This is a genomic window from Citrobacter sp. C13 (genome assembly GCF_014596815.2).
GTDB classification, from domain to species: Bacteria; Pseudomonadota; Gammaproteobacteria; order Enterobacterales; family Enterobacteriaceae; genus Citrobacter; species Citrobacter portucalensis.
Map to the genome: position 1 here is coordinate 2,135,148 of NZ_CP115024.1, position 17,866 is coordinate 2,153,013.

At 51.8% G+C, this 17,866-nt stretch carries 18 protein-coding genes; 7 read left to right on the top strand and 11 right to left on the bottom strand.

The window, feature by feature from the left end:
• Nucleotides 1–38: 38 nt before the first annotated feature.
• The gene (rnd, locus tag IB222_RS10235) at nucleotides 39–1,154 is read left to right on the top strand and encodes a ribonuclease D (RefSeq protein WP_003833751.1); all 1,116 of its coding nucleotides are present in this window, start codon (nucleotides 39–41) and stop codon (nucleotides 1,152–1,154) included.
• 49 nt (nucleotides 1,155–1,203) lie between these two features.
• Here the strand turns inward: rnd and IB222_RS10240 are convergent, their stop codons facing one another.
• The 4 genes from IB222_RS10240 to IB222_RS10255 all read right to left on the bottom strand — a co-directional run bounded on the left by IB222_RS10240 (nucleotide 1,204) and on the right by IB222_RS10255 (nucleotide 6,345).
• Nucleotides 1,204–2,169, bottom strand: a complete 966-nt coding sequence (locus IB222_RS10240; protein WP_003833748.1) for a PDR/VanB family oxidoreductase — start codon at nucleotides 2,167–2,169, stop codon at nucleotides 1,204–1,206.
• Between the two features lie 71 nt (nucleotides 2,170–2,240).
• Nucleotides 2,241–3,365 carry a carnitine monooxygenase, oxygenase subunit YeaW gene (gene yeaW / locus IB222_RS10245; protein ID WP_149384884.1) on the bottom strand — a complete coding sequence of 375 codons (1,125 nt, stop codon included), beginning with the start codon at nucleotides 3,363–3,365 and terminating at the stop codon, nucleotides 2,241–2,243.
• Between the two features lie 44 nt (nucleotides 3,366–3,409).
• Complete coding sequence (locus IB222_RS10250) at nucleotides 3,410–5,011, bottom strand: BCCT family transporter (RefSeq protein WP_003833745.1); 1,602 nt, start codon at nucleotides 5,009–5,011, stop codon at nucleotides 3,410–3,412.
• 251 nt (nucleotides 5,012–5,262) lie between these two features.
• A complete protein-coding gene (locus IB222_RS10255) occupies nucleotides 5,263–6,345 on the bottom strand; it encodes a tartrate dehydrogenase (RefSeq protein ID WP_126317861.1) in 1,083 nt (360 codons plus the stop codon).
• Between the two features lie 103 nt (nucleotides 6,346–6,448).
• On the opposite strand from IB222_RS10255, the gene IB222_RS10260 reads away from it, so the two are divergent.
• Nucleotides 6,449–7,366: a LysR family transcriptional regulator gene (locus tag IB222_RS10260; RefSeq protein ID WP_149384885.1), complete on the top strand. Its 918-nt coding sequence runs from the start codon at nucleotides 6,449–6,451 to the stop codon at nucleotides 7,364–7,366.
• 86 nt (nucleotides 7,367–7,452) lie between these two features.
• On the opposite strand, the gene minE is transcribed toward IB222_RS10260, so the two are convergent.
• The 3 genes from minE to minC are packed head-to-tail and all read right to left on the bottom strand — an operon-like array spanning nucleotide 7,453 to nucleotide 9,266.
• Nucleotides 7,453–7,719, bottom strand: coding sequence for a cell division topological specificity factor MinE (minE, locus tag IB222_RS10265; RefSeq protein ID WP_003833739.1), 267 nt, complete (start codon nucleotides 7,717–7,719; stop codon nucleotides 7,453–7,455).
• A 3-nt stretch (nucleotides 7,720–7,722) separates the two neighbouring features.
• Nucleotides 7,723–8,535, bottom strand: a complete 813-nt coding sequence (gene minD, locus IB222_RS10270) for a septum site-determining protein MinD (protein ID WP_003020956.1) — start codon at nucleotides 8,533–8,535, stop codon at nucleotides 7,723–7,725.
• Nucleotides 8,536–8,558: 23 nt separating this feature from the next.
• On the bottom strand, nucleotides 8,559–9,266 hold the full coding sequence (minC, locus tag IB222_RS10275; protein ID WP_003833736.1) for a septum site-determining protein MinC: 708 nt from the start codon (nucleotides 9,264–9,266) through the stop codon (nucleotides 8,559–8,561).
• A gap of 126 nt (nucleotides 9,267–9,392) precedes the next feature.
• Between minC and IB222_RS10280 the strand changes: the two genes are divergently transcribed.
• The 3 genes from IB222_RS10280 (at nucleotide 9,393) to IB222_RS10290 (ending at nucleotide 10,954) form a co-directional block, all read left to right on the top strand.
• The gene (locus IB222_RS10280) at nucleotides 9,393–9,686 is read left to right on the top strand and encodes a YcgL domain-containing protein (RefSeq protein ID WP_003833735.1); all 294 of its coding nucleotides are present in this window, start codon (nucleotides 9,393–9,395) and stop codon (nucleotides 9,684–9,686) included.
• A 69-nt stretch (nucleotides 9,687–9,755) separates the two neighbouring features.
• Nucleotides 9,756–10,415: a fumarylacetoacetate hydrolase family protein gene (locus tag IB222_RS10285; RefSeq protein ID WP_003833734.1), complete on the top strand. Its 660-nt coding sequence runs from the start codon at nucleotides 9,756–9,758 to the stop codon at nucleotides 10,413–10,415.
• A 92-nt stretch (nucleotides 10,416–10,507) separates the two neighbouring features.
• Nucleotides 10,508–10,954 (top strand): YcgN family cysteine cluster protein, encoded by a 447-nt coding sequence (locus tag IB222_RS10290; protein ID WP_003020944.1) that lies wholly within the window; start codon nucleotides 10,508–10,510, stop codon nucleotides 10,952–10,954.
• 29 nt (nucleotides 10,955–10,983) lie between these two features.
• Here IB222_RS10290 and IB222_RS10295 read toward each other — a convergent pair whose 3' ends face one another.
• The 3 genes from IB222_RS10295 to nhaB all read right to left on the bottom strand — a co-directional run bounded on the left by IB222_RS10295 (nucleotide 10,984) and on the right by nhaB (nucleotide 13,652).
• Nucleotides 10,984–11,325, bottom strand: coding sequence for a DUF1971 domain-containing protein (locus IB222_RS10295; RefSeq protein ID WP_003020940.1), 342 nt, complete (start codon nucleotides 11,323–11,325; stop codon nucleotides 10,984–10,986).
• A gap of 110 nt (nucleotides 11,326–11,435) precedes the next feature.
• A complete protein-coding gene (dsbB, locus tag IB222_RS10300) occupies nucleotides 11,436–11,966 on the bottom strand; it encodes a disulfide bond formation protein DsbB (RefSeq protein WP_003844060.1) in 531 nt (176 codons plus the stop codon).
• A 141-nt stretch (nucleotides 11,967–12,107) separates the two neighbouring features.
• Nucleotides 12,108–13,652: a Na(+)/H(+) antiporter NhaB gene (gene nhaB / locus IB222_RS10305; RefSeq protein WP_149384886.1), complete on the bottom strand. Its 1,545-nt coding sequence runs from the start codon at nucleotides 13,650–13,652 to the stop codon at nucleotides 12,108–12,110.
• Between the two features lie 236 nt (nucleotides 13,653–13,888).
• Between nhaB and fadR the strand changes: the two genes are divergently transcribed.
• Nucleotides 13,889–14,608 carry a fatty acid metabolism transcriptional regulator FadR gene (gene fadR, locus IB222_RS10310; RefSeq protein ID WP_003833559.1) on the top strand — a complete coding sequence of 240 codons (720 nt, stop codon included), beginning with the start codon at nucleotides 13,889–13,891 and terminating at the stop codon, nucleotides 14,606–14,608.
• A gap of 102 nt (nucleotides 14,609–14,710) precedes the next feature.
• Here the strand turns inward: fadR and IB222_RS10315 are convergent, their stop codons facing one another.
• Nucleotides 14,711–16,243 carry a SpoVR family protein gene (locus IB222_RS10315; RefSeq protein ID WP_003833557.1) on the bottom strand — a complete coding sequence of 511 codons (1,533 nt, stop codon included), beginning with the start codon at nucleotides 16,241–16,243 and terminating at the stop codon, nucleotides 14,711–14,713.
• Nucleotides 16,244–16,565: 322 nt separating this feature from the next.
• Here IB222_RS10315 and IB222_RS10320 point away from each other — a divergent pair, with 322 nt between their 5' ends.
• On the top strand, nucleotides 16,566–17,864 hold the full coding sequence (locus tag IB222_RS10320) for a D-amino acid dehydrogenase (RefSeq protein ID WP_003833553.1): 1,299 nt from the start codon (nucleotides 16,566–16,568) through the stop codon (nucleotides 17,862–17,864).
• The last annotated feature ends 2 nt before the right edge of the window (nucleotides 17,865–17,866 follow it).

Genomic DNA, 17,866 nt, shown 5'->3' on the forward strand with positions numbered 1-17,866 from the left:
TTGGCGCAAACCTAAGAGAGCACGATTTGAATTATCAAATGATCACCACGGACGACGCGTTGGCCACGCTGTGCGAAGCCGTCCGTGAATTTCCGGCGATAGCCCTGGATACAGAATTTGTTCGCACGCGTACCTATTATCCGCAGTTGGGGCTGATCCAGCTGTTTGATGGCAAACACGTTGCTCTGATTGATCCGCAGGGGATCACCGACTGGTCGCCGCTGCGCGATATTCTGCGTGATACTGCCATCACCAAATTCCTGCATGCGGGTAGCGAAGATCTGGAAGTGTTTCTCAACGCTTTTGGCGAACTGCCGCAGCCGTTGATTGATACACAAATTCTGGCTGCTTTTTGCGGTCGTCCGCTGTCGTGGGGGTTTGCCGCGATGGTGGAAGAGTTTACGGGGGTGGCGCTGGACAAAAGCGAATCCCGCACCGACTGGCTGGCCAGACCGCTGACCGAGCGTCAGTGTGAGTACGCGGCGGCTGATGTCTGGTATCTATTACCGATCACTACAAAACTGATGGTTGAAACTGAAGCCAGCGGCTGGCTGCCAGCCGCACTGGACGAATGCCGCTTAATGCAGCAGCGTCGCCAGGAGGTTCTGGCGCCTGAAGACGCATGGCGCGATATCACTAACGCCTGGCAGCTGCGTACCCGGCAGTTGGCCTGCTTGCAACTGCTTGCCGACTGGCGACTGCGTAAAGCACGTGAGCGCGATCTGGCAGTGAACTTTGTGGTGCGTGAAGAACACCTGTGGTCGGTCGCTCGTTATATGCCGGGGAGTCTGGGTGAACTGGACAGCCTCGGCCTTTCCGGCAGTGAAATTCGCTTCCATGGCAAAACGCTGATTTCTCTGGTAGAAAAAGCGCAGGCTTTACCGGAAGAATCACTGCCACAGCCGCTGCTGAATTTGATGGATATGCCAGGATACCGCAAAGCGTTCAAAGCCATCAAGGCGCTGGTTGCCGAGGTGAGTACTGAGCATAATCTTAGCGTCGAACTGCTGGCTTCACGCCGTCAAATCAACCAGCTACTCAACTGGCACTGGAAATTAAAGCCGCAGCAGACCCTGCCGGAGTTGGTTTCCGGTTGGCGTGGCGAACTGATGTCCGATCGTCTCAACGCGCTGCTGCAGGAATATCCGCAGTAAGTCACCAGGCTCGCCGGGTTGCGCCATTGCTAACCCGGCCTGCGCAACGCTACAAATCAAGCACCAGGCGCTTACCTTTGGCGCGAGAGCAGCAAATGAGCATGCTCTGCTGGCTGGCTTTTTCGTCGTCGCTGAAATACTGATCGCGGTGATCCGCTTCCCCTTCAAGAATCGTTGTTTCGCAGGTGCCGCACACGCCTTCCCGGCACAGGCACTCAACGCGCGCGGCTTTGTTATTTTCGATAACCTGCAAAATGGTCATCTCTTCCGGGACCACAAACTCGCGTCCTGAACGCGCCAGCACCAGGGTAAAGGCATCACCGCTTTTATCTTCCAGCGCAAATTGTTCGAAATGTAGCGTATTGCTGTCCAGTCTATGGAGGGAAGCCGCTTCTCTGACGGCATCGTTGAGCACTGCTGGCCCGCAGGTGTAAATATGTGTGCCGGGTTCGACATCGGCCAGCAGGCGAGATAAATCAAGGCGGGTTCCTGCGCTTGACAGATGCAGATGAATACGATCGACGCTGGGGTGCTGCAGGAGTTCGTCATAAAACGCGCAGTTGTCCTGACTGGGAGAGCAATAATGTAGCTGCCATTCTGCCTGAGAGTGTTCCAGCTCCGGGATCTGCGATAAAAACGGTGTGATGCCGATACCTCCGGCAATCAACAGATGTTGTTGTGCCTGAGGGGCGAGGGCGAACAGATTGTTAGGCGTAGAAATCGTGAGCGTGTCGCCGGGTTTCACCTTTTGATGCAGATAACGTGAGCCGCCTTTGGACGCCTCTTCCAGTCGTACGGCGATTTGCCAGGCGCTGGTATCGAAGGGTGAACTCATCAGCGAGTACGCATTGCTGTATAGATTCTCGCCATCGCGAATCTGCACGATGATATGGCTGCCACCCTGAAACGCAGGCAACGGCTGGCCTGAGGTCGCCATTAGGGTGAAGCGTTTTACCTGCGCGGTAATGGTCTCAATCCGACTGACCCGGACTTCTTGCATTTGATAATCAGACATTGCGGCACTCCCTAAAAAATCTGTCCGGCGCGGCTTAACGATGCGCCGGAACCTGTCGTTACAGCCTCTGGTTATTCCTGAAACACCTGCGCGACCAGATTATGGAAATGGGCAATGCCATGTTCGGAGATACCGCTGCCGCTGGTGTCGGCCATAATGCGGCCCTGACCGCGATACCCGCGCGATTTCAGCCCCTTTTGCACGCTTTCTACCAGACGTAAATCTTCAGGACGAAAGACGTTGCGATACCATTCGATCAGTTGTTTCTGCTCTTCGGTCAGCTCTTCGTTGGTGAAGTAAATGTCATAGTTTTGCAGCGTAGTTTCTGCATCCACTGGAAATTCATAGATAACGGTCATCATGCCTTTGATTGGCGTAACGTTGAGCATGGTGCACGGCCACAGCCAGAAACCGTGGAAGGCGGCATCAACACCTTCTTCGAACTTAAATGACTGCTCTGACGGTTTGGCGAAACCGTATTGTAGCGTCCAGTTGCCGTGCATAGTATGCCAGTAACGATCAACCTGAACCGAGTCGGAAAAACCAGGGTGAGCCGGGCCGCAGTGGTAGCACTCCAGATAGTTATCGACAATATTCTTCCAGTTGGCTGGAGTTCGGGTCGTAAAGCGCGCCGCCAGCTTCAGGTCATGCACATCAGGGCAGGCTTCGATAACTTTGTCTGCAAGACCTGGGAGTTGTTCTTCCACGCTGCCCGCGTTCGGATCCATGTTGATAAACACGAATCCGGCATACTCTTCCAGACGTACAGGAGTAAGGTGCGCTTTTTCGCTGTCGAAGTTGGCGACATTTTCGCAGTTACGCGCATGCGCCAGATTGCCGTCAAGTTTGAACGCCCATGCGTGGTAAGGGCAGGTAATTACATTTTTCGCTTTCCCTTCGCCGCTCAACAGCTGATGACCACGATGCGGGCAAACGTTGTAGAACGCGCGCAGCACGTTATCGCGACCCCGTACCAGCACGATGTTCTCGCCAATCACTTCCCGGGTAACATAATCATTGGGCTTTGCCAGCTCGCTACTGTGGGCGACGCAATTCCAGCTTTTAGCAAACACTTTCTCTTGTTCGTGCTCGAAGGCCTGATGGTCAGTATAGAACCGGGCAGGGATAGTCCAGGCGTCCTGCGGGTTGGCACAGAAATTTTGCGGCAGAATAAACTCAGGGCTCAGATTGCTCATTGGAATACCTTTAATTTGTGAGTAAGAGGATTTTTTACTGGCGCTTAATTGTCGCCTTTGAGTAATGTCCCGGCCGGTGGCGCAACGGGGGCGTTAACTGGCGTTTCGGGAAGATGACTTTCAATTTGATGCGCAGGAACGTGGGCATAGTCCTGCCGTACCCAACGAAGAAAACCGCCAACCTTCACCAACAGAATGGCGAGGAAGGGAAGTGCGGTCAGAACCACCGTGGTCTTCATGGTTTCCAGGGACGCGCCGGTGAATAAAATCGATAAGGGGATCAGGGTGATGACCACGCACCAGAACAGACGTAAGCTACGCTGCGGATCTTCCCCTTCCTGCAGGTTACGCGTGCTGGTGGCCGCCATGGTGTAGGCGACGGCATCCATATGCGAGGCGAGAAAAATAATCATGATCGCCAGATACGCCACCAGGAACAGTTTCCCGGCAGGCAACGACATCAACACTTGCTGTACGGCTGTTTCGCCGCCTAGCGTGGCCATAACCTGCGGTACGTCGATCACACCGTTCACAAACTGGTGAATGGAGTAGCTTTCCATCACGCCAAAGAAGAACCAGCAGCCAACGGTACTACCTAAGATTAATGCCCAGATAACCTCTTTGATTTTGCGACCACGGGATACGCGAGTGACAAACATTGCCACGCCAGGGGTGTAGGAGATCCACCACAGCCAGTAGAACACCGTCCAGTTGCGGGTGAACTCACCGTTGCCAAGTGGATCGGTGAACAGGCTCATCTGCAAAAAGTTTTGTGTCGTCAGACCAATGGCGTTGATGATGTTATTGGTGATGAATTCGGTCGGGCCGACAATCAGCACCAGCAGCGGCAGTAAAAACGCCCCCCAGCCGACCATTTTGCTCAGACGTTGCAAGCCGTTGTTGATGCCAATCCAGGAGCTCAGACAGAAAATGCCGCCAGAGAACAGGATAACAAACGCCTGTACGGTGAAGTTATCCGGTAAACCCGTGAGAGCAGATAAACCACGGGTAAAGGTGGCGGCGGTGACAACCAGAGAGATGGTTAACGCGCCAACTGTGGCGATCAGGAACATCAAATCAACCAGCCGGCCCCACACGCCCTGCGGATGCACGCCGGTGATAGCGGCGATTATTCCGGACAGGCTCAGCCCTTTGTTTTTCCGCACATGAAAGTGGTAGGCCATGGTTAATGAAGCCAGCGTATAGGTCGCCCAGGCGCTGATTCCCCAATGGAAAAAAGAGTAGGGTAAGCTGTATTCCAGCGCTTTTTGCGAGTGCGGAGCGATATTCAGACCCGGGGTCTGGTAATAATAGGCCCACTCAGCAACGCCCCAGTAGAGCGTGGAGGAACCTAGTCCGGCACAAATAAACATAAACAGCCAGGACAGCGTGCTGTATTCCGCTTTTCCTTCTCCCAGACGAATGTTGCCGTATTTGCTGGTGGCCAGCCAGACGACCAGACCCATCGCCATCAGAACGAGGATCTGCACGGCGGAACCCAGCATCCGGGTAACGCCGTTAAAAAGGGTATTTGCGACTTGTGCAGACTGCTGAGGGAAGAGACTAAGTGTGGCGGCGATGAAAAGAATAGCCACCAGGCTGATGGCTATCAGCGGCATGTCTTTTTTCTTTACGTTGCTCAACATGGGATCTCCTGGGCACAGTTGCCCGCGTATGGCATTAGCCTGTCGTTGTTATCATGCTGTAGGGAATTAGTGATTTTGTATTTAACAATTTTATTATTTGTTCTTTACATGAATTAAACAATTGCCCGATACGTGAAGCAATAAAACACGGAACGGAAATAATAAAAGGTGAATTGGCGCAGGTTTTTGGCGACATAAAACGCATAAAAAAGCCGCGTCAGTGACGCGGCTCATATTTCGTGGTTTGACCTCTAACGCAGTGCCTGAGCGATGGCTTCACCTACCTGTTGGGTGGTGGCGTTGCCTTTCATATCTGGCGTTTTCGGGCCGCTGGCAATAACCTGCTCAATTGCTGCCAGAATACCGTCGTGGGCGGCTTTATAGTTGGCATCACCGTTGCCAAGGAAGTCGAGCATCATGGCGCCAGCCCAGATAGTCGCTATAGGGTTGGCGATGTTCTTGCCGTAGATATCGGGGGCCGAACCGTGTACTGGCTCGAACAGGGACGGGAAGGTGCGTTCCGGGTTTAAGTTGGCTGAAGGCGCAATGCCAATCGTTCCGGTACAGGCTGGACCCAGATCGGAAAGGATGTCGCCAAACAGGTTGGAGGCAACCACCACGTCAAAACGCTCCGGCTGCATCACAAAGCGGGCGCAGAGTATATCAATATGCTGTTTATCCCAACGGATCTCGGGATAGTTAGCCGCCATTGCTTCCACGCGCTCGTCCCAGTACGGCATGCTGATGGCCAGTCCATTGGATTTAGTCGCCGAGGTCAGGGTTTTGCGCGGGCGGTTTTGCGCCAGCTCGAAAGCGTAACGCAATATACGATCCACGCCGCGACGGGTGAAGACCGACTCCTGGATAACCACTTCGTGTTCTGTACCTTCGCTTACGCGTCCGCCGAGTGAAGAGTATTCTCCCTCGGTGTTCTCGCGCACCACATAGAAATCAATGTCGCCAGGCTGCTTGCCTGCCAGCGGGCAAGGTACGCCTGGAAACAGGCGTACCGGGCGCAGGTTGACATACTGGTCGAATTCGCGGCGAAACTTAAGCAGTGAACCCCATAATGAGATGTGGTCCGGTACGGTTTCCGGCCAGCCAACGGCACCAAAATAGATAGCATCGAAGGATTGTAACTGCTCATGCCAGTCATCCGGCATCATCTTCCCGTGATGGGCGTAGTACTCGCAGCTGGCCCATTCCATTTGCTCAAAGCTGAGTGACAACCCCCAACGCTCGGCGGCTGCCTGCAACACCTGAATGCCTTCAGGCAGGACTTCTTTACCAATGCCATCTCCGGGGATAGCGGCAATACGACAGGTTTTCTTCATAGCAGCTCTCACTTGTACGCCATCAAAATTGACTTTCCCCGTATCCTATAATTGACTGATTAATAGTTAATCCCCCTAACTGGTGAAACATAAAACACAGATCATGAATAATCTGCCGCTGTTAAATGATTTACGCGTCTTTATGCTGGTTGCCCGTCGTGCGGGATTTGCCGCCGTTGCCGAAGAGCTGGGCGTATCTCCGGCTTTTATCAGTAAGCGCGTTGCCATGTTGGAACAAACGCTGAACGTGGTGCTGTTGCACCGAACAACGCGGCGCGTAACCATCACGGAAGAGGGGGAGCGGATCTACGAATGGGCACAGCGGATCCTGCAGGATGTCGATCAGATGATGGACGAGCTGTCCGATGCCAGGCAGATCCCGCAGGGGATGCTACGAATTATCAGTAGCTTTGGTTTTGGCCGCCGGGTGGTCGCTCCGGCGCTGTCTGCGCTGGCAAAAGAGTACCCGCAGTTAGAACTGAGGTTCGATGTTGAAGATCGTCTGGTAGATATGGTCAATGAGGGCGTCGATCTTGATATTCGTATCGGGGATGATATCGCGCCGAACCTGATTGCCCGCAAGCTGGCGACTAACTACCGTATTCTGTGCGCCTCGCCGGAATTTGTGGCGCAGCATGGAGTGCCGAAACAACTGAACGATCTTTCTACTTTTCCCTGCCTGGTTATTAAAGAACGCGACCATCCGTTTGGTATCTGGCAAATGCGTAATAAAGAGGGCGCACACTCAATAAAGGTTACGGGGCCGCTGTCGTCTAACCATGGCGAAGTGGTACATCAATGGTGTCTGGATGGGCAGGGAATTGCTTTGCGTTCGTGGTGGGACGTTTGCGACAACATTGCCAGCGGACATCTGGTGCATATATTGCCTGAGTATTATCAACCCGCCAATATATGGGCGGTTTATGTCTCCCGGCTGGCGACGTCGGCAAAAATCCGTATTACGGTTGAGTATTTGCGCCGCTATTTTGCCGAAAACTACCCAAAGTTTACTTTGGAATAAATGCTCGATAGGTTAGTCAGAGATAGAAAATAAAAAAGGCAGAATAATCTGCCTTTTTCGTAACCATGATTTAGCGACAAAAGAGCTTATTTAGACTCTTCCGCTTCAGGTAATGTCACGTTAAGTTCGAGGATCGAAATATCGCCGTCTTTTTGTTCAAGTTGTACCGTGACCATTTCGGGATCAATTTGTACATACTTGCAGATAACGTCGAGAATATCCTTGCGCAGCTGCGGTAAATAATGTGGCTCGGCGTCACTACGACGACGTTCCGCAACAATAATCTGCAGTCGCTCTTTAGCGATGTTCGCTGTGCTCTTTTTCCGCGAGAGAAAAAAATCCAGTAATGCCATAACTTATCCTCCGAACAGGCGTTTGAGGAAACCTTTCTTCTCTTCTTCAATGAAGCGGAAAGGACGTTCTTCTCCCAACAGACGGTCTACGGTATCAGCATAGGCTTTACCGGCATCAGCATTGATGTCGAGAATAACCGGCTCACCCTGGTTAGACGCGCGCAGGACTGACTGATCTTCAGGAATCACGCCAACCAGCTTGATTCGCAGAATTTCCAGTACGTCTTCCATGCTCAGCATGTCACCTTTATTTACGCGGCCAGGGTTGTAGCGCGTAAGCAGCAGATGCTCTTTAATTGGATCTTCACCGTTTTCCGCGCGACGAGATTTCGACGCCAGAATACCCAGAATACGGTCAGAGTCACGTACAGAGGAGACTTCCGGGTTGGTGGTAATAATCGCTTCATCGGCAAAATAGAGGGCCATCAGCGCACCGGTTTCAATACCCGCCGGAGAGTCGCAGACGATGAAGTCGAATTCCATCGTTTTCAGATCGTCCAGAACTTTCGCGACGCCTTCACGCGTCAACGCGTCTTTATCGCGAGTTTGTGAGGCCGGAAGAATAAAGAGATTTTCGGTACGCTTATCTTTGATTAGCGCCTGATTTAACGACGCATCGCCCTGAATAACGTTGACGAAGTCGTAAACGACGCGGCGTTCACAACCCATAATCAGATCAAGATTACGCAGGCCGATATCAAAATCAATAACGACAGTTTTCTTTCCCTTCTGGGCCAAACCTGTAGCGATGGCCGCGCTGGAGGTGGTTTTGCCAACGCCCCCTTTACCCGAAGTAACAACAATAATGCGTGCCATAGAAATTCCTTGTTAAAAAGGGATCAATTCAACGGTTGAACTGTCAAAGCGTTTTCTGCTAATTGCAGACGTGCCGCTTTGCCATAAAATTCTGCTGGGATTTTATCACTCAGCCAATAAACACCTGCGATAGACACCAGTTCTGCCGTCAGATGGGTACAAAAAATTTGCGCTTCCCGGTCACCGCTTGCGCCTGCCAACGCACGGCCTCTCATCATTCCATAAACATGAATATTGCCATCAGCGATAAGCTCTGCGCCTGCACTGACGTGGCTTGTAACAATCAGATCACATTGTGGTGCATAAATGCGCTGACCGGAACGAACCGGCACATTTATTAATCGTGTTTTTGTGATGGGAGTAACGTTTTGTGGCGGAGCGACGGGAGCCGGGGCCTCAACGGGCGCAGGACGAATAGCTTTTTCTTTACCTTCAGTCAGTAAAGGAAGACCCATTTCGTCGATTTCAGCCTTGAGTCTGGCGTCTTTGCATCCGCTAACGCCGATAATGCGCAATCCGGTAGACGCGACAACCTTCTGCAGCGCTGACCAGTTTACCGGGCTTTCAAGACCACTCACGTTAACCACTACGGGAGCATGTTTTAAAAAAGCAGGTGCCTGCGCGATTTTGTCTTCCAACGCCTGACGAATAACCTCGGGTTCTGCTTCATGTAAATGAACCACTGATAAGGTGAAGCTACTGCCTTTAAGCTCGATTGGCGTGTTTGACATCCTGGCCTTACTCAATTTGCTATTTATCATCCCCAGCGCGGGGTGATATTCCGAAGACTATAAGGCATGTTATAGTCAGTATTATATTGAGGCAAGCCACCATTCCGTGAATTCAGAGTAAAAGATATGTTTTGTGTGATCTACCGAAGCAGTAAACGTGACCAGACCTATTTATATGTCGAAAAAAAAGACGATTTCTCGCGAGTTCCTGAAGAACTGATGAAAGGATTTGGTCAGCCGACGCTGGCAATGATGTTGCCGCTTGATGGCCGTAAAAAGCTGGTTAATGCCGATCTGGAAAAAGTAAAACAGGCACTCACCGAGCAGGGCTATTATTTACAAATACCACCGCCGCCAGAAGATTTACTTAAACAGCATCTGGCCGCGACGAAACAAAATACACCAGACGATAAACGTTAAACTGCATCCGGCAGCAGCACGCCCCATCGATGCAGTACCTGAAATTGATAACTACGTTAGGGGAAAGTAATGTATCAACATCATAACTGGCATGGTGCTCTGCTGGATTATCCGGTGAGTAAGGTGGTTTGCGTAGGGAGTAACTATGCCAACCATATTAAAGAGATGGGTGGAACGCCTCCGGAAGAGCCGGTGCTGTTTATTAAACCGGAAACCGCGCTGTGCGATTTGCGTCAGCCGCTGGTTATCCCATCTGATATGGGTTCGGTTCACCATGAAGTTGAGCTGGCTGTTTTGATTGGCGCGACCTTACGTCAGGCGACGGAAGAACATGTGCGCAAAGCCATCGCGGGCTATGGCGTCGCGTTGGATCTGACCCTGCGTGATATTCAGGGCAAAATGAAGAAGGCGGGGCAGCCATGGGAAAAAGCGAAGGGTTTTGATAACTCTTGCCCGCTGTCAGGGTTTATTCCGGTGGCGGAGTTTAACGGCGATCCACAGGATACGATGCTCGGATTAACGGTCAACGGTGAACAGCGTCAGCACGGCACCACGGCGGATATGATCCATCAAATCGTTCCTTTGATTGCCTACATGAGTCGTTTCTTTACCCTCAAAGCGGGCGATGTTGTGTTGACGGGGACGCCAGCGGGCGTTGGGCCGTTAAACAGCGGTGATGAACTGGCTATCAGTTTTCATGGTCAAACGCTGACGACACGCGTGCTGTAATCTCTTCTTGCCGCCTTTTCGGGCGGCAAAACTTGCATCAGTGTGCCAGACTGGTTATAAGGTGCAGCTTTATTGCAATAGCGGATACCCTGATGAGCGACATACCTTTCTGGCAAAGTAAAACCCTGGATGAAATGACCGATGCCGAGTGGGAGTCATTATGTGACGGGTGTGGTCAATGCTGCCTGCATAAGCTGATGGATGAAGACACCGACGAAATCTATTTTACTAACGTCGCGTGTAAGCAGCTCAATATCAAAACCTGTCAGTGCCGTAATTACGAACGTCGATTCGAGTACGAGCCTGACTGTATCAAACTGACGCGCGATAATCTGCCTACCTTTGAATGGCTGCCGATGACCTGTGCGTATCGTCTACTAGCGGAAGGTAAAGGGCTGCCGGAGTGGCATCCACTGCTGACGGGATCAAAAGCGGCGATGCACGGTGAACGTATTTCAGTACGTCATATTGCGGTGAAAGAATCGGAAGTGCGTGACTGGCAGGATCATATTCTGAACAAACCTTCATGGGCGGACTAAGCCGCCCATCGATTAGCAGGCGTTAAGGCTTAAGACTTTTTCGCCTGATACATCTCATCTCCATGGTTGTCATCTTCAACCCAGAAATTGATGTTGAATTGGGCGTCGTCGCTTAATTCAACGCGATGCCAATACTGCGGTGGACTGGTCGCAAACTGACCGGCATTAATCACCACTTTTACTTCAGGCTCTTTTGCGTCTTCATTGGCAAAGCCGTAATACGTTACCGTACCTTCCATCACACAAAGCTGGCCAAAAACGCCTGCTGCAGTGTTATGGTGAGAAAGCAGTGCTGCAGGGACGTTGTCTTTGGTAAAGAAGGGAGTAGAGCGTTTAACTTTCCAGTTTGCCGGGATGCGTAAATGGGACATAAGACATCTCCTTGGTGTGGCATCTATAAGATGTATTTAATATACATCTTATAGATGCCAGCAGGCAATGAATTTAAGGCAAAAAAAACGCTCCCGAAGGAGCGTCTCTATTAGCGACCGAAGAGGTCACGTTTTTTCGGCTTGAACGGCTGTGCTATCACCACCAGCACGGCGACCACCAGGTAGGCGGCGAAGATCCCCAACAGCCACTGCGGCATTTCCAGGGTTAAAAAAGACCACTGGCGCTCAGCACAGTCACCGGACGCTAAAAACACCTGCGGCAGCCATTTGTCCAGTGGCAGCCAGCTTGGGAAGCGTGCGGCAAAATCACAGGTCATAAACGGTGATGGGTGCAGCTGAATCATGGTGTGCTCATACGCTAACTGAAGTCCGCGCCAGGCACTGTAAATCCAGATTATCATCGCCACATAGCGCAGCGGTGTTTTTGGCGCGATAGCACCAACCAGCCCTGCACCCATCACGCCGAATAATGCGCTACGTTCGTAAATACACAACACGCAAGGTTTTAGCAGCATGACGTGCTGGAACCACAGCGCGACGAGCTCCAGCGCAAAGGCGGTTAACGCCAACAATAACCATGCTCCACGACCTCGGGAGCACTGGTTTAAAAATCGCAACATAATCATTTCCCTGCAACATGCGTAGAGACCGCAGTTTAAACCAATTCACTTTATGCGCCACTAGCGGGAATTGAAAATTTGCGTAATCGGATATTTATCATGCAAAAAGTCAAACCGGGCAGTGATTTGCCCGGTTAATTGTTATGAAAGTGTAGCTAACCAGCCCGATTGGGTCATCCACTCGGTCACCGGGACAAGCGAGAACTCGACGCAAAGCAGACCGACAAGCGTCAGGACTAGAGTATAAGGCAGAGCCATCCACACCATGCGACCATAAGAGAGGCGAATTAATGGCGCCAGTGCAGAGGTCAGCAGGAACAGGAATGCGGCCTGGCCGTTTGGTGTGGCCACGGAAGGCAGGTTGGTCCCGGTATTGATTGCCACCGCCAACAGCTCATACTGGTTGAGACTGATAGTCCCTTGTTCCAGTGCGGCTTTGGCTTCGTTAATGTAAATAGTGCCGACAAAAACGTTATCAGAGATCGAAGACAGCAGGCCGTTGAAGAGATAAAACAGCGTCAGTTGAGCATGCTCAGAAGACTGCAAAACAAACTGAATTATCGGCGAAAAGAGCTGTTGATCGATAATCACCGCGACAATTGAGAAGAACACGGTGAGCAGCGCGGTGAAGGGTAGCGACTCGGTAAAGGCTTTACCTATCGCATGTTCGTCGGTGACGCCGGTCAACGAGGTTGCCAGAATGATGACCGACAAACCGATCAATCCGACTTCTGCCAGGTGCAGGGCCAAAGCAACGACCAGCCAGACGCCAATAATCGCCTGGACAATCAGTTTGATTTTGTCCTGACGGGTACGTTGTTGGCGGCTCTGATCGTCAAACTGTTGCAGGACATCACGGACGGTCTCCGGCAGCGTTTCGCCATAGCCAAACCAGCGTAATTTCTCGACCAGCACACAGGTTAACAGGCCGCAAATCAGTACCGGGACGGTGACAGGCGACATGCGCAGGAAGAAGTCGCCAAAATGCCAGCCAGCCGCTTTGGCGATAATCAGGTTTTGTGGCTCGCCCACCATGGTCATTACGCCGCCTAACGCCGTACCGACTCCCGCGTGCATCATCAGGCTACGCAGAAAACCCCGGAACTGCTCAAGAACGACCTTATTGTGCTGATCGATATGGCTGTCATCGAGCATGTTGTTGTCTTCCGCGCGGGAAGAGGCAACGCGATGATAGATGCCATAAAAACCGACCGCAACGCTGATTACCACGGCCACGACGGTAAGCGCATCAAGGAACGCCGAGAGGAAAGCGGCCGCAACACAAAATGCCAGCGACAGCAGCGTCTTGGAGCGAATAGTGAGCAGCAAACGCGTGAAAATAAACAGTAGCAACTGCTTCATAAAATAGATGCCTGCCACCATAAACATCAGCAGCAATAACACCTCAAGGTTTGCGGCAACCTCTTCACGAACATGCGTGGCACTGGTCATGCCAATAATGACAGCTTCGATAGCCAACAGCCCGCCCGGCAGCAATGGGTAGCATTTTAACGCCATCGCCAGCGTGAAAATGAACTCGGCCACCAGCAACCAGCCGGCGATAAAAGGATTGATGAAAAAAATAATCGGGTTAATGACTAAGAAGACAAGCAGTGCAAGTTTGTACCAGTCTGGTGATTGACCTAAAAAATTGCGCCACATCGCGCGGCCCCATGATAGCTCCATGGTGATTTCCCTACCTTTAAAAATGAAATCATGTTTTTATGTTTGACCGCAAAGCTTAGCGGGAGGAGGGAGTACAGGCAAGCTATTCACGAGACTGGCAAGGTTGGCTGTACTGTAGCGTTATTTGGAAAATGAAGCCTTGATCCACTTTTTCTTCATTGCGTCAGCTATCAGCTAAGATACCCATCTGGTATGATGTGTGTAACTATGTTTTGCTGTGTAATGGAATTTTTACTATGGTCATTAAGGCGCAAAGCCCGGCTGGGTTCGCGGAAGAGTACATCATTGAAAGTATCTGGAATAACCGCTTCCCACCTGGCACTATTTTGCCCGCTGAACGTGAACTCTCCGAACTTATTGGGGTGACACGTACCACGCTACGCGAAGTATTGCAGCGGTTGGCGCGAGATGGCTGGTTGACCATTCAACACGGCAAACCGACGAAGGTGAATAACTTCTGGGAAACCTCCGGGCTGAATATTCTTGAAACGCTGGCGCGTCTCGATCACGAGAGTGTCCCGCAGTTGATTGATAATCTGCTGTCTGTGCGTACCAATATTTCGACGATCTTTGTTCGTACTGCGTTTCGCCAGCATCCTGATAAAGCACAGGAGGTTCTGGCGACGGCAAATCAGGTGGCCGACCACGCTGACGCATTTGCCGATCTGGATTATAACATTTTTCGCGGTCTGGCATTTGCCTCCGGCAATCCGATTTACGGTTTGATCCTCAACGGTATGAAAGGATTATATACCCGCATTGGTCGTCATTATTTTGCCAATCCGGAAGCGCGCGCGCTGGCGCTGAGCTTCTACCGTAAACTGTCAGAACTCTGCGAGCAGGGCGCTCATGAGCAGGTGTATGAAACGGTGCGCCGCTATGGTCACGACAGTGGCGAAATTTGGCATCGCATGCAAAAGAGCCTGCCGGGCGACTTAGCTATTCAGGGCCGTTAATCGCTCCATGCCGGATGGCGACGCCAAAGCGTCTTATCCGGCCTACAATACGTGCACTTCGTAGGCCGGATATGGTGTTTACACTGCCTCCGGTAATAAGATTTACAGACCGTTCATCCTTGGCGGGCAACGCTCCAACAGCTCCACGCTGCCATCTTCATTCTGTTGCTCCAGCATCACGTCAAAACCCCAAAGCCGGTGTACGTGCTTGAGCACTTCTTTGCGTCCTTTATCCAGCGGCGCGCGGTTATGCGGAATGTAGCGTAAGGTGAGCGAACGGTCGCCACGCAGATCTACATTCCAGATTTGAATATTCGGCTCCAGGTTGCTGAGGTTGTATTGCGACGACAACCTGTTGCGGATCTCACGATATCCTTCCTCGTTATGAATCGCTGAAATTTCCAGATAGTTGTGACGATCGTCATCCAGCACGGTGAACAGACGGAAATCACGCATTACCTTCGGTGACAGGAACTGGCTGATAAAGCTCTCATCTTTGAAGTCGCGCATCGCGAAATGCAGGGTTTCCAGCCAGTCGGAACCCGCTATATCCGGGAACCAGTATTTGTCCTCCTCGGTCGGCGACTGACAAATACGTTTGATATCCTGGAACATGGCAAACCCCAGGGCATAAGGGTTTATCCCGCTATACCACGGGCTGTTGTAGGGCGGCTGAAATACCACATTGGTATGGCTATGCAGAAACTCCAGCATAAACCGTTCGGTGACTTTACCTTCATCATAAAGGTGGTTCAGGATGGTGTAATGCCAGAAAGTGGCCCAGCCCTCGTTCATCACCTGCGTCTGTTTCTGCGGATAAAAATATTGGCTGACCTTGCGTACAATGCGCAACACTTCGCGTTGCCAGGACTCCAGCAGCGGGGCATTCTTCTCCATGAAGTACAGCAGGTTCTCCTGTGGCTCAGAGGGATAACGGCGGGCTTCCGCCACGGTTTTCTCTTCCTCTTTCTTCGGCAGTGTGCGCCACAACATATTCACCTGGCTTTGCAGATACTCTTCACGGCTTTTCTGACGGGCTTTCTCTTCCTGTAGGGAGATTTTTTGCGGACGTTTGTAACGGTCAACGCCATAGTTCATCAGCGCATGGCAGGAGTCGAGCAGCTTTTCGACTTCATCCACGCCGTAACGCTCTTCACACTGGGTTATATAGTTTCGCGCGAAGATCAGGTAATCGACAATGGAACTGGCATCCGTCCAGCTTCGGAACAGGTAGTTGTTTTTGAAGAAGGAGTTGTGTCCGTAGCAGGCATGCGCCATCACCAGCGCCTGCATGGTGATGGTGTTCTCCTCCATCAGATACGCGATACACGGATTGGAGTTGATAACGATCTCATAGGCCAGCCCCTGCTGACCATGTTTATACAAGCGCTCGGTTTCAATAAACTTTTTACCAAACGACCAGTGAGGATAGTTGATCGGCATCCCGACGCTGGAGTAAGCGTCCATCATCTGTTCGGAGGTGATCACCTCGATTTGGTGCGGGTAGGTGTCTAGTCTGTAGAGTTTCGCCACGCGGTCTATCTCTGCCAGATAGACATCCAGCAGATCAAACGTCCAGTCGGGTCCATCGCTTAACCGTGTGCTGTCCTTGTTCATGGAATCAATCGTAGCCATTCGCGCACCCTCATTGTTGGCGGCACTCTCTGTCTGGAGTACCTCATGTCAAGCATAGATCATGGTGTTAAAAAACGTGCTGCGGCAGAAATTTTTTCTTTGCGATTTCACGTTAGCGAGGCGTCGAAAAATGGCATGGCCGCAAAATTTTATGCTGGATAAAAATAACGCACAGCAGGAGATGCCAAAGCGGAGAGTCCCCAGCCATCACCGCTATATGTGAGGTAAGTCACCATAAAAAAGCCATATGTTGAATAATATTTTCAACTGAGTTATCAAGATGTAATTAGATGATTGTTCTTTTACTGTTAACGGAGTGGCTATGCGAGTTGTCATACTGGGAAGTGGTGTCGTTGGCGTGACCAGCGCCTGGTACTTAAGTCAGGCTGGACACGATGTCACCGTCATTGATCGTGAGCCCGGTCCGGCACTGGAAACCAGTGCGGCGAACGCGGGGCAAATCTCTCCAGGTTATGCAGCACCATGGGCGGCACCAGGCGTACCGCTAAAAGCAATTAAGTGGATGTTTCAGCGCCACGCTCCGCTGGCCGTCCGTCTTGACGGAACCCAGTTCCAGTTGAAATGGATGTGGCAGATGCTGCGCAACTGCGACACCAGCCACTATATGGAAAATAAAGGACGCATGGTGCGGCTGGCGGAATACAGCCGTGATTGCCTGAAAGCGCTGCGCGCCTCTACCGGTATCGAGTACGAAGGACGTCAGGGCGGAACCCTGCAACTTTTCCGTACTGCCCAACAGTATGAGAACGCCACTCGCGACATCGCCGTGCTCGAAGACGCTGGCGTGCCATATCAACTGCTGGAAGCAAACCGTCTGGCGGAAGTCGAACCCGCACTGGCAGAAGTGGCGCACAAACTGACCGGTGGTCTGCGCTTACCGAATGATGAAACCGGCGACTGCCAGCTGTTTACCCAGCGTCTGGCGCAGATGGCGGAGCAGGCAGGCGTTAAGTTTCGCTTTAATACCCCGGTCGATAAGCTGCTGAGCGATGGTGAGCAGATTTATGGCGTCCAGTGCGGCGAAGAGATAGTTAAAGCCGATGCCTATGTGATGGCGTTTGGTTCGTACTCCACGGCAATGCTGAAAGGGATCGTTGATATCCCGGTCTATCCGCTCAAAGGCTATTCGTTGACCATTCCGGTGGCGCAAGACGACGGTGCGCCGGTTTCTACTATCCTTGATGAAACCTACAAAATCGCTATTACCCGCTTTGACAATCGTATTCGCGTAGGCGGTATGGCGGAGATTGTCGGCTTTAATACAGAACTGCTACAACCTCGTCGTGAAACGCTGGAAATGGTCGTACGCGATCTCTTCCCGCGCGGCGGTCATGTGGAGCAGGCAACCTTCTGGACCGGACTGCGTCCGATGACGCCGGACGGAACGCCGGTGGTGGGGCGCACCCGCTTTAAGAATCTGCTGCTCAATACCGGCCACGGCACGCTGGGTTGGACCATGGCCTGCGGCTCCGGTCAGCTGCTGAGCGATATCCTTTCTGGCCGCACGCCAGCCATACCTTATGACGATCTGAGCGTGGCGCGTTACAGTCCGGGGTTTACCCCCTCTCGTCCACGGCATTTACATGGCGCACATAACTGATA

Bases quoted from the DNA above. Each gene is read 5' to 3' on its own strand.
- nhaB (WP_149384886.1), bottom strand. From the start codon at position 13,652: ATGGAGCTATCATGGGGCCGCGCGATGTGGCGCAATTTTTTAGGTCAA.
- IB222_RS10260 (WP_149384885.1), top strand. From the start codon at position 6,449: ATGAATAATCTGCCGCTGTTAAATGATTTACGCGTCTTTATGCTGGTT.
- rnd (WP_003833751.1), top strand. From the start codon at position 39: ATGATCACCACGGACGACGCGTTGGCCACGCTGTGCGAAGCCGTCCGT.
- minE (WP_003833739.1), bottom strand. From the start codon at position 7,719: ATGGCATTACTGGATTTTTTTCTCTCGCGGAAAAAGAGCACAGCGAAC.
- fadR (WP_003833559.1), top strand. From the start codon at position 13,889: ATGGTCATTAAGGCGCAAAGCCCGGCTGGGTTCGCGGAAGAGTACATC.
- IB222_RS10290 (WP_003020944.1), top strand. From the start codon at position 10,508: ATGAGCGACATACCTTTCTGGCAAAGTAAAACCCTGGATGAAATGACC.
- dsbB (WP_003844060.1), bottom strand. From the start codon at position 11,966: ATGTTGCGATTTTTAAACCAGTGCTCCCGAGGTCGTGGAGCATGGTTA.
- IB222_RS10315 (WP_003833557.1), bottom strand. From the start codon at position 16,243: ATGGCTACGATTGATTCCATGAACAAGGACAGCACACGGTTAAGCGAT.
- IB222_RS10255 (WP_126317861.1), bottom strand. From the start codon at position 6,345: ATGAAGAAAACCTGTCGTATTGCCGCTATCCCCGGAGATGGCATTGGT.
- IB222_RS10285 (WP_003833734.1), top strand. From the start codon at position 9,756: ATGTATCAACATCATAACTGGCATGGTGCTCTGCTGGATTATCCGGTG.
- IB222_RS10240 (WP_003833748.1), bottom strand. From the start codon at position 2,169: ATGTCTGATTATCAAATGCAAGAAGTCCGGGTCAGTCGGATTGAGACC.
- yeaW (WP_149384884.1), bottom strand. From the start codon at position 3,365: ATGAGCAATCTGAGCCCTGAGTTTATTCTGCCGCAAAATTTCTGTGCC.
- IB222_RS10295 (WP_003020940.1), bottom strand. From the start codon at position 11,325: ATGTCCCATTTACGCATCCCGGCAAACTGGAAAGTTAAACGCTCTACT.
- IB222_RS10280 (WP_003833735.1), top strand. From the start codon at position 9,393: ATGTTTTGTGTGATCTACCGAAGCAGTAAACGTGACCAGACCTATTTA.
- IB222_RS10250 (WP_003833745.1), bottom strand. From the start codon at position 5,011: ATGTTGAGCAACGTAAAGAAAAAAGACATGCCGCTGATAGCCATCAGC.
- minC (WP_003833736.1), bottom strand. From the start codon at position 9,266: ATGTCAAACACGCCAATCGAGCTTAAAGGCAGTAGCTTCACCTTATCA.
- minD (WP_003020956.1), bottom strand. From the start codon at position 8,535: ATGGCACGCATTATTGTTGTTACTTCGGGTAAAGGGGGCGTTGGCAAA.
- IB222_RS10320 (WP_003833553.1), top strand. From the start codon at position 16,566: ATGCGAGTTGTCATACTGGGAAGTGGTGTCGTTGGCGTGACCAGCGCC.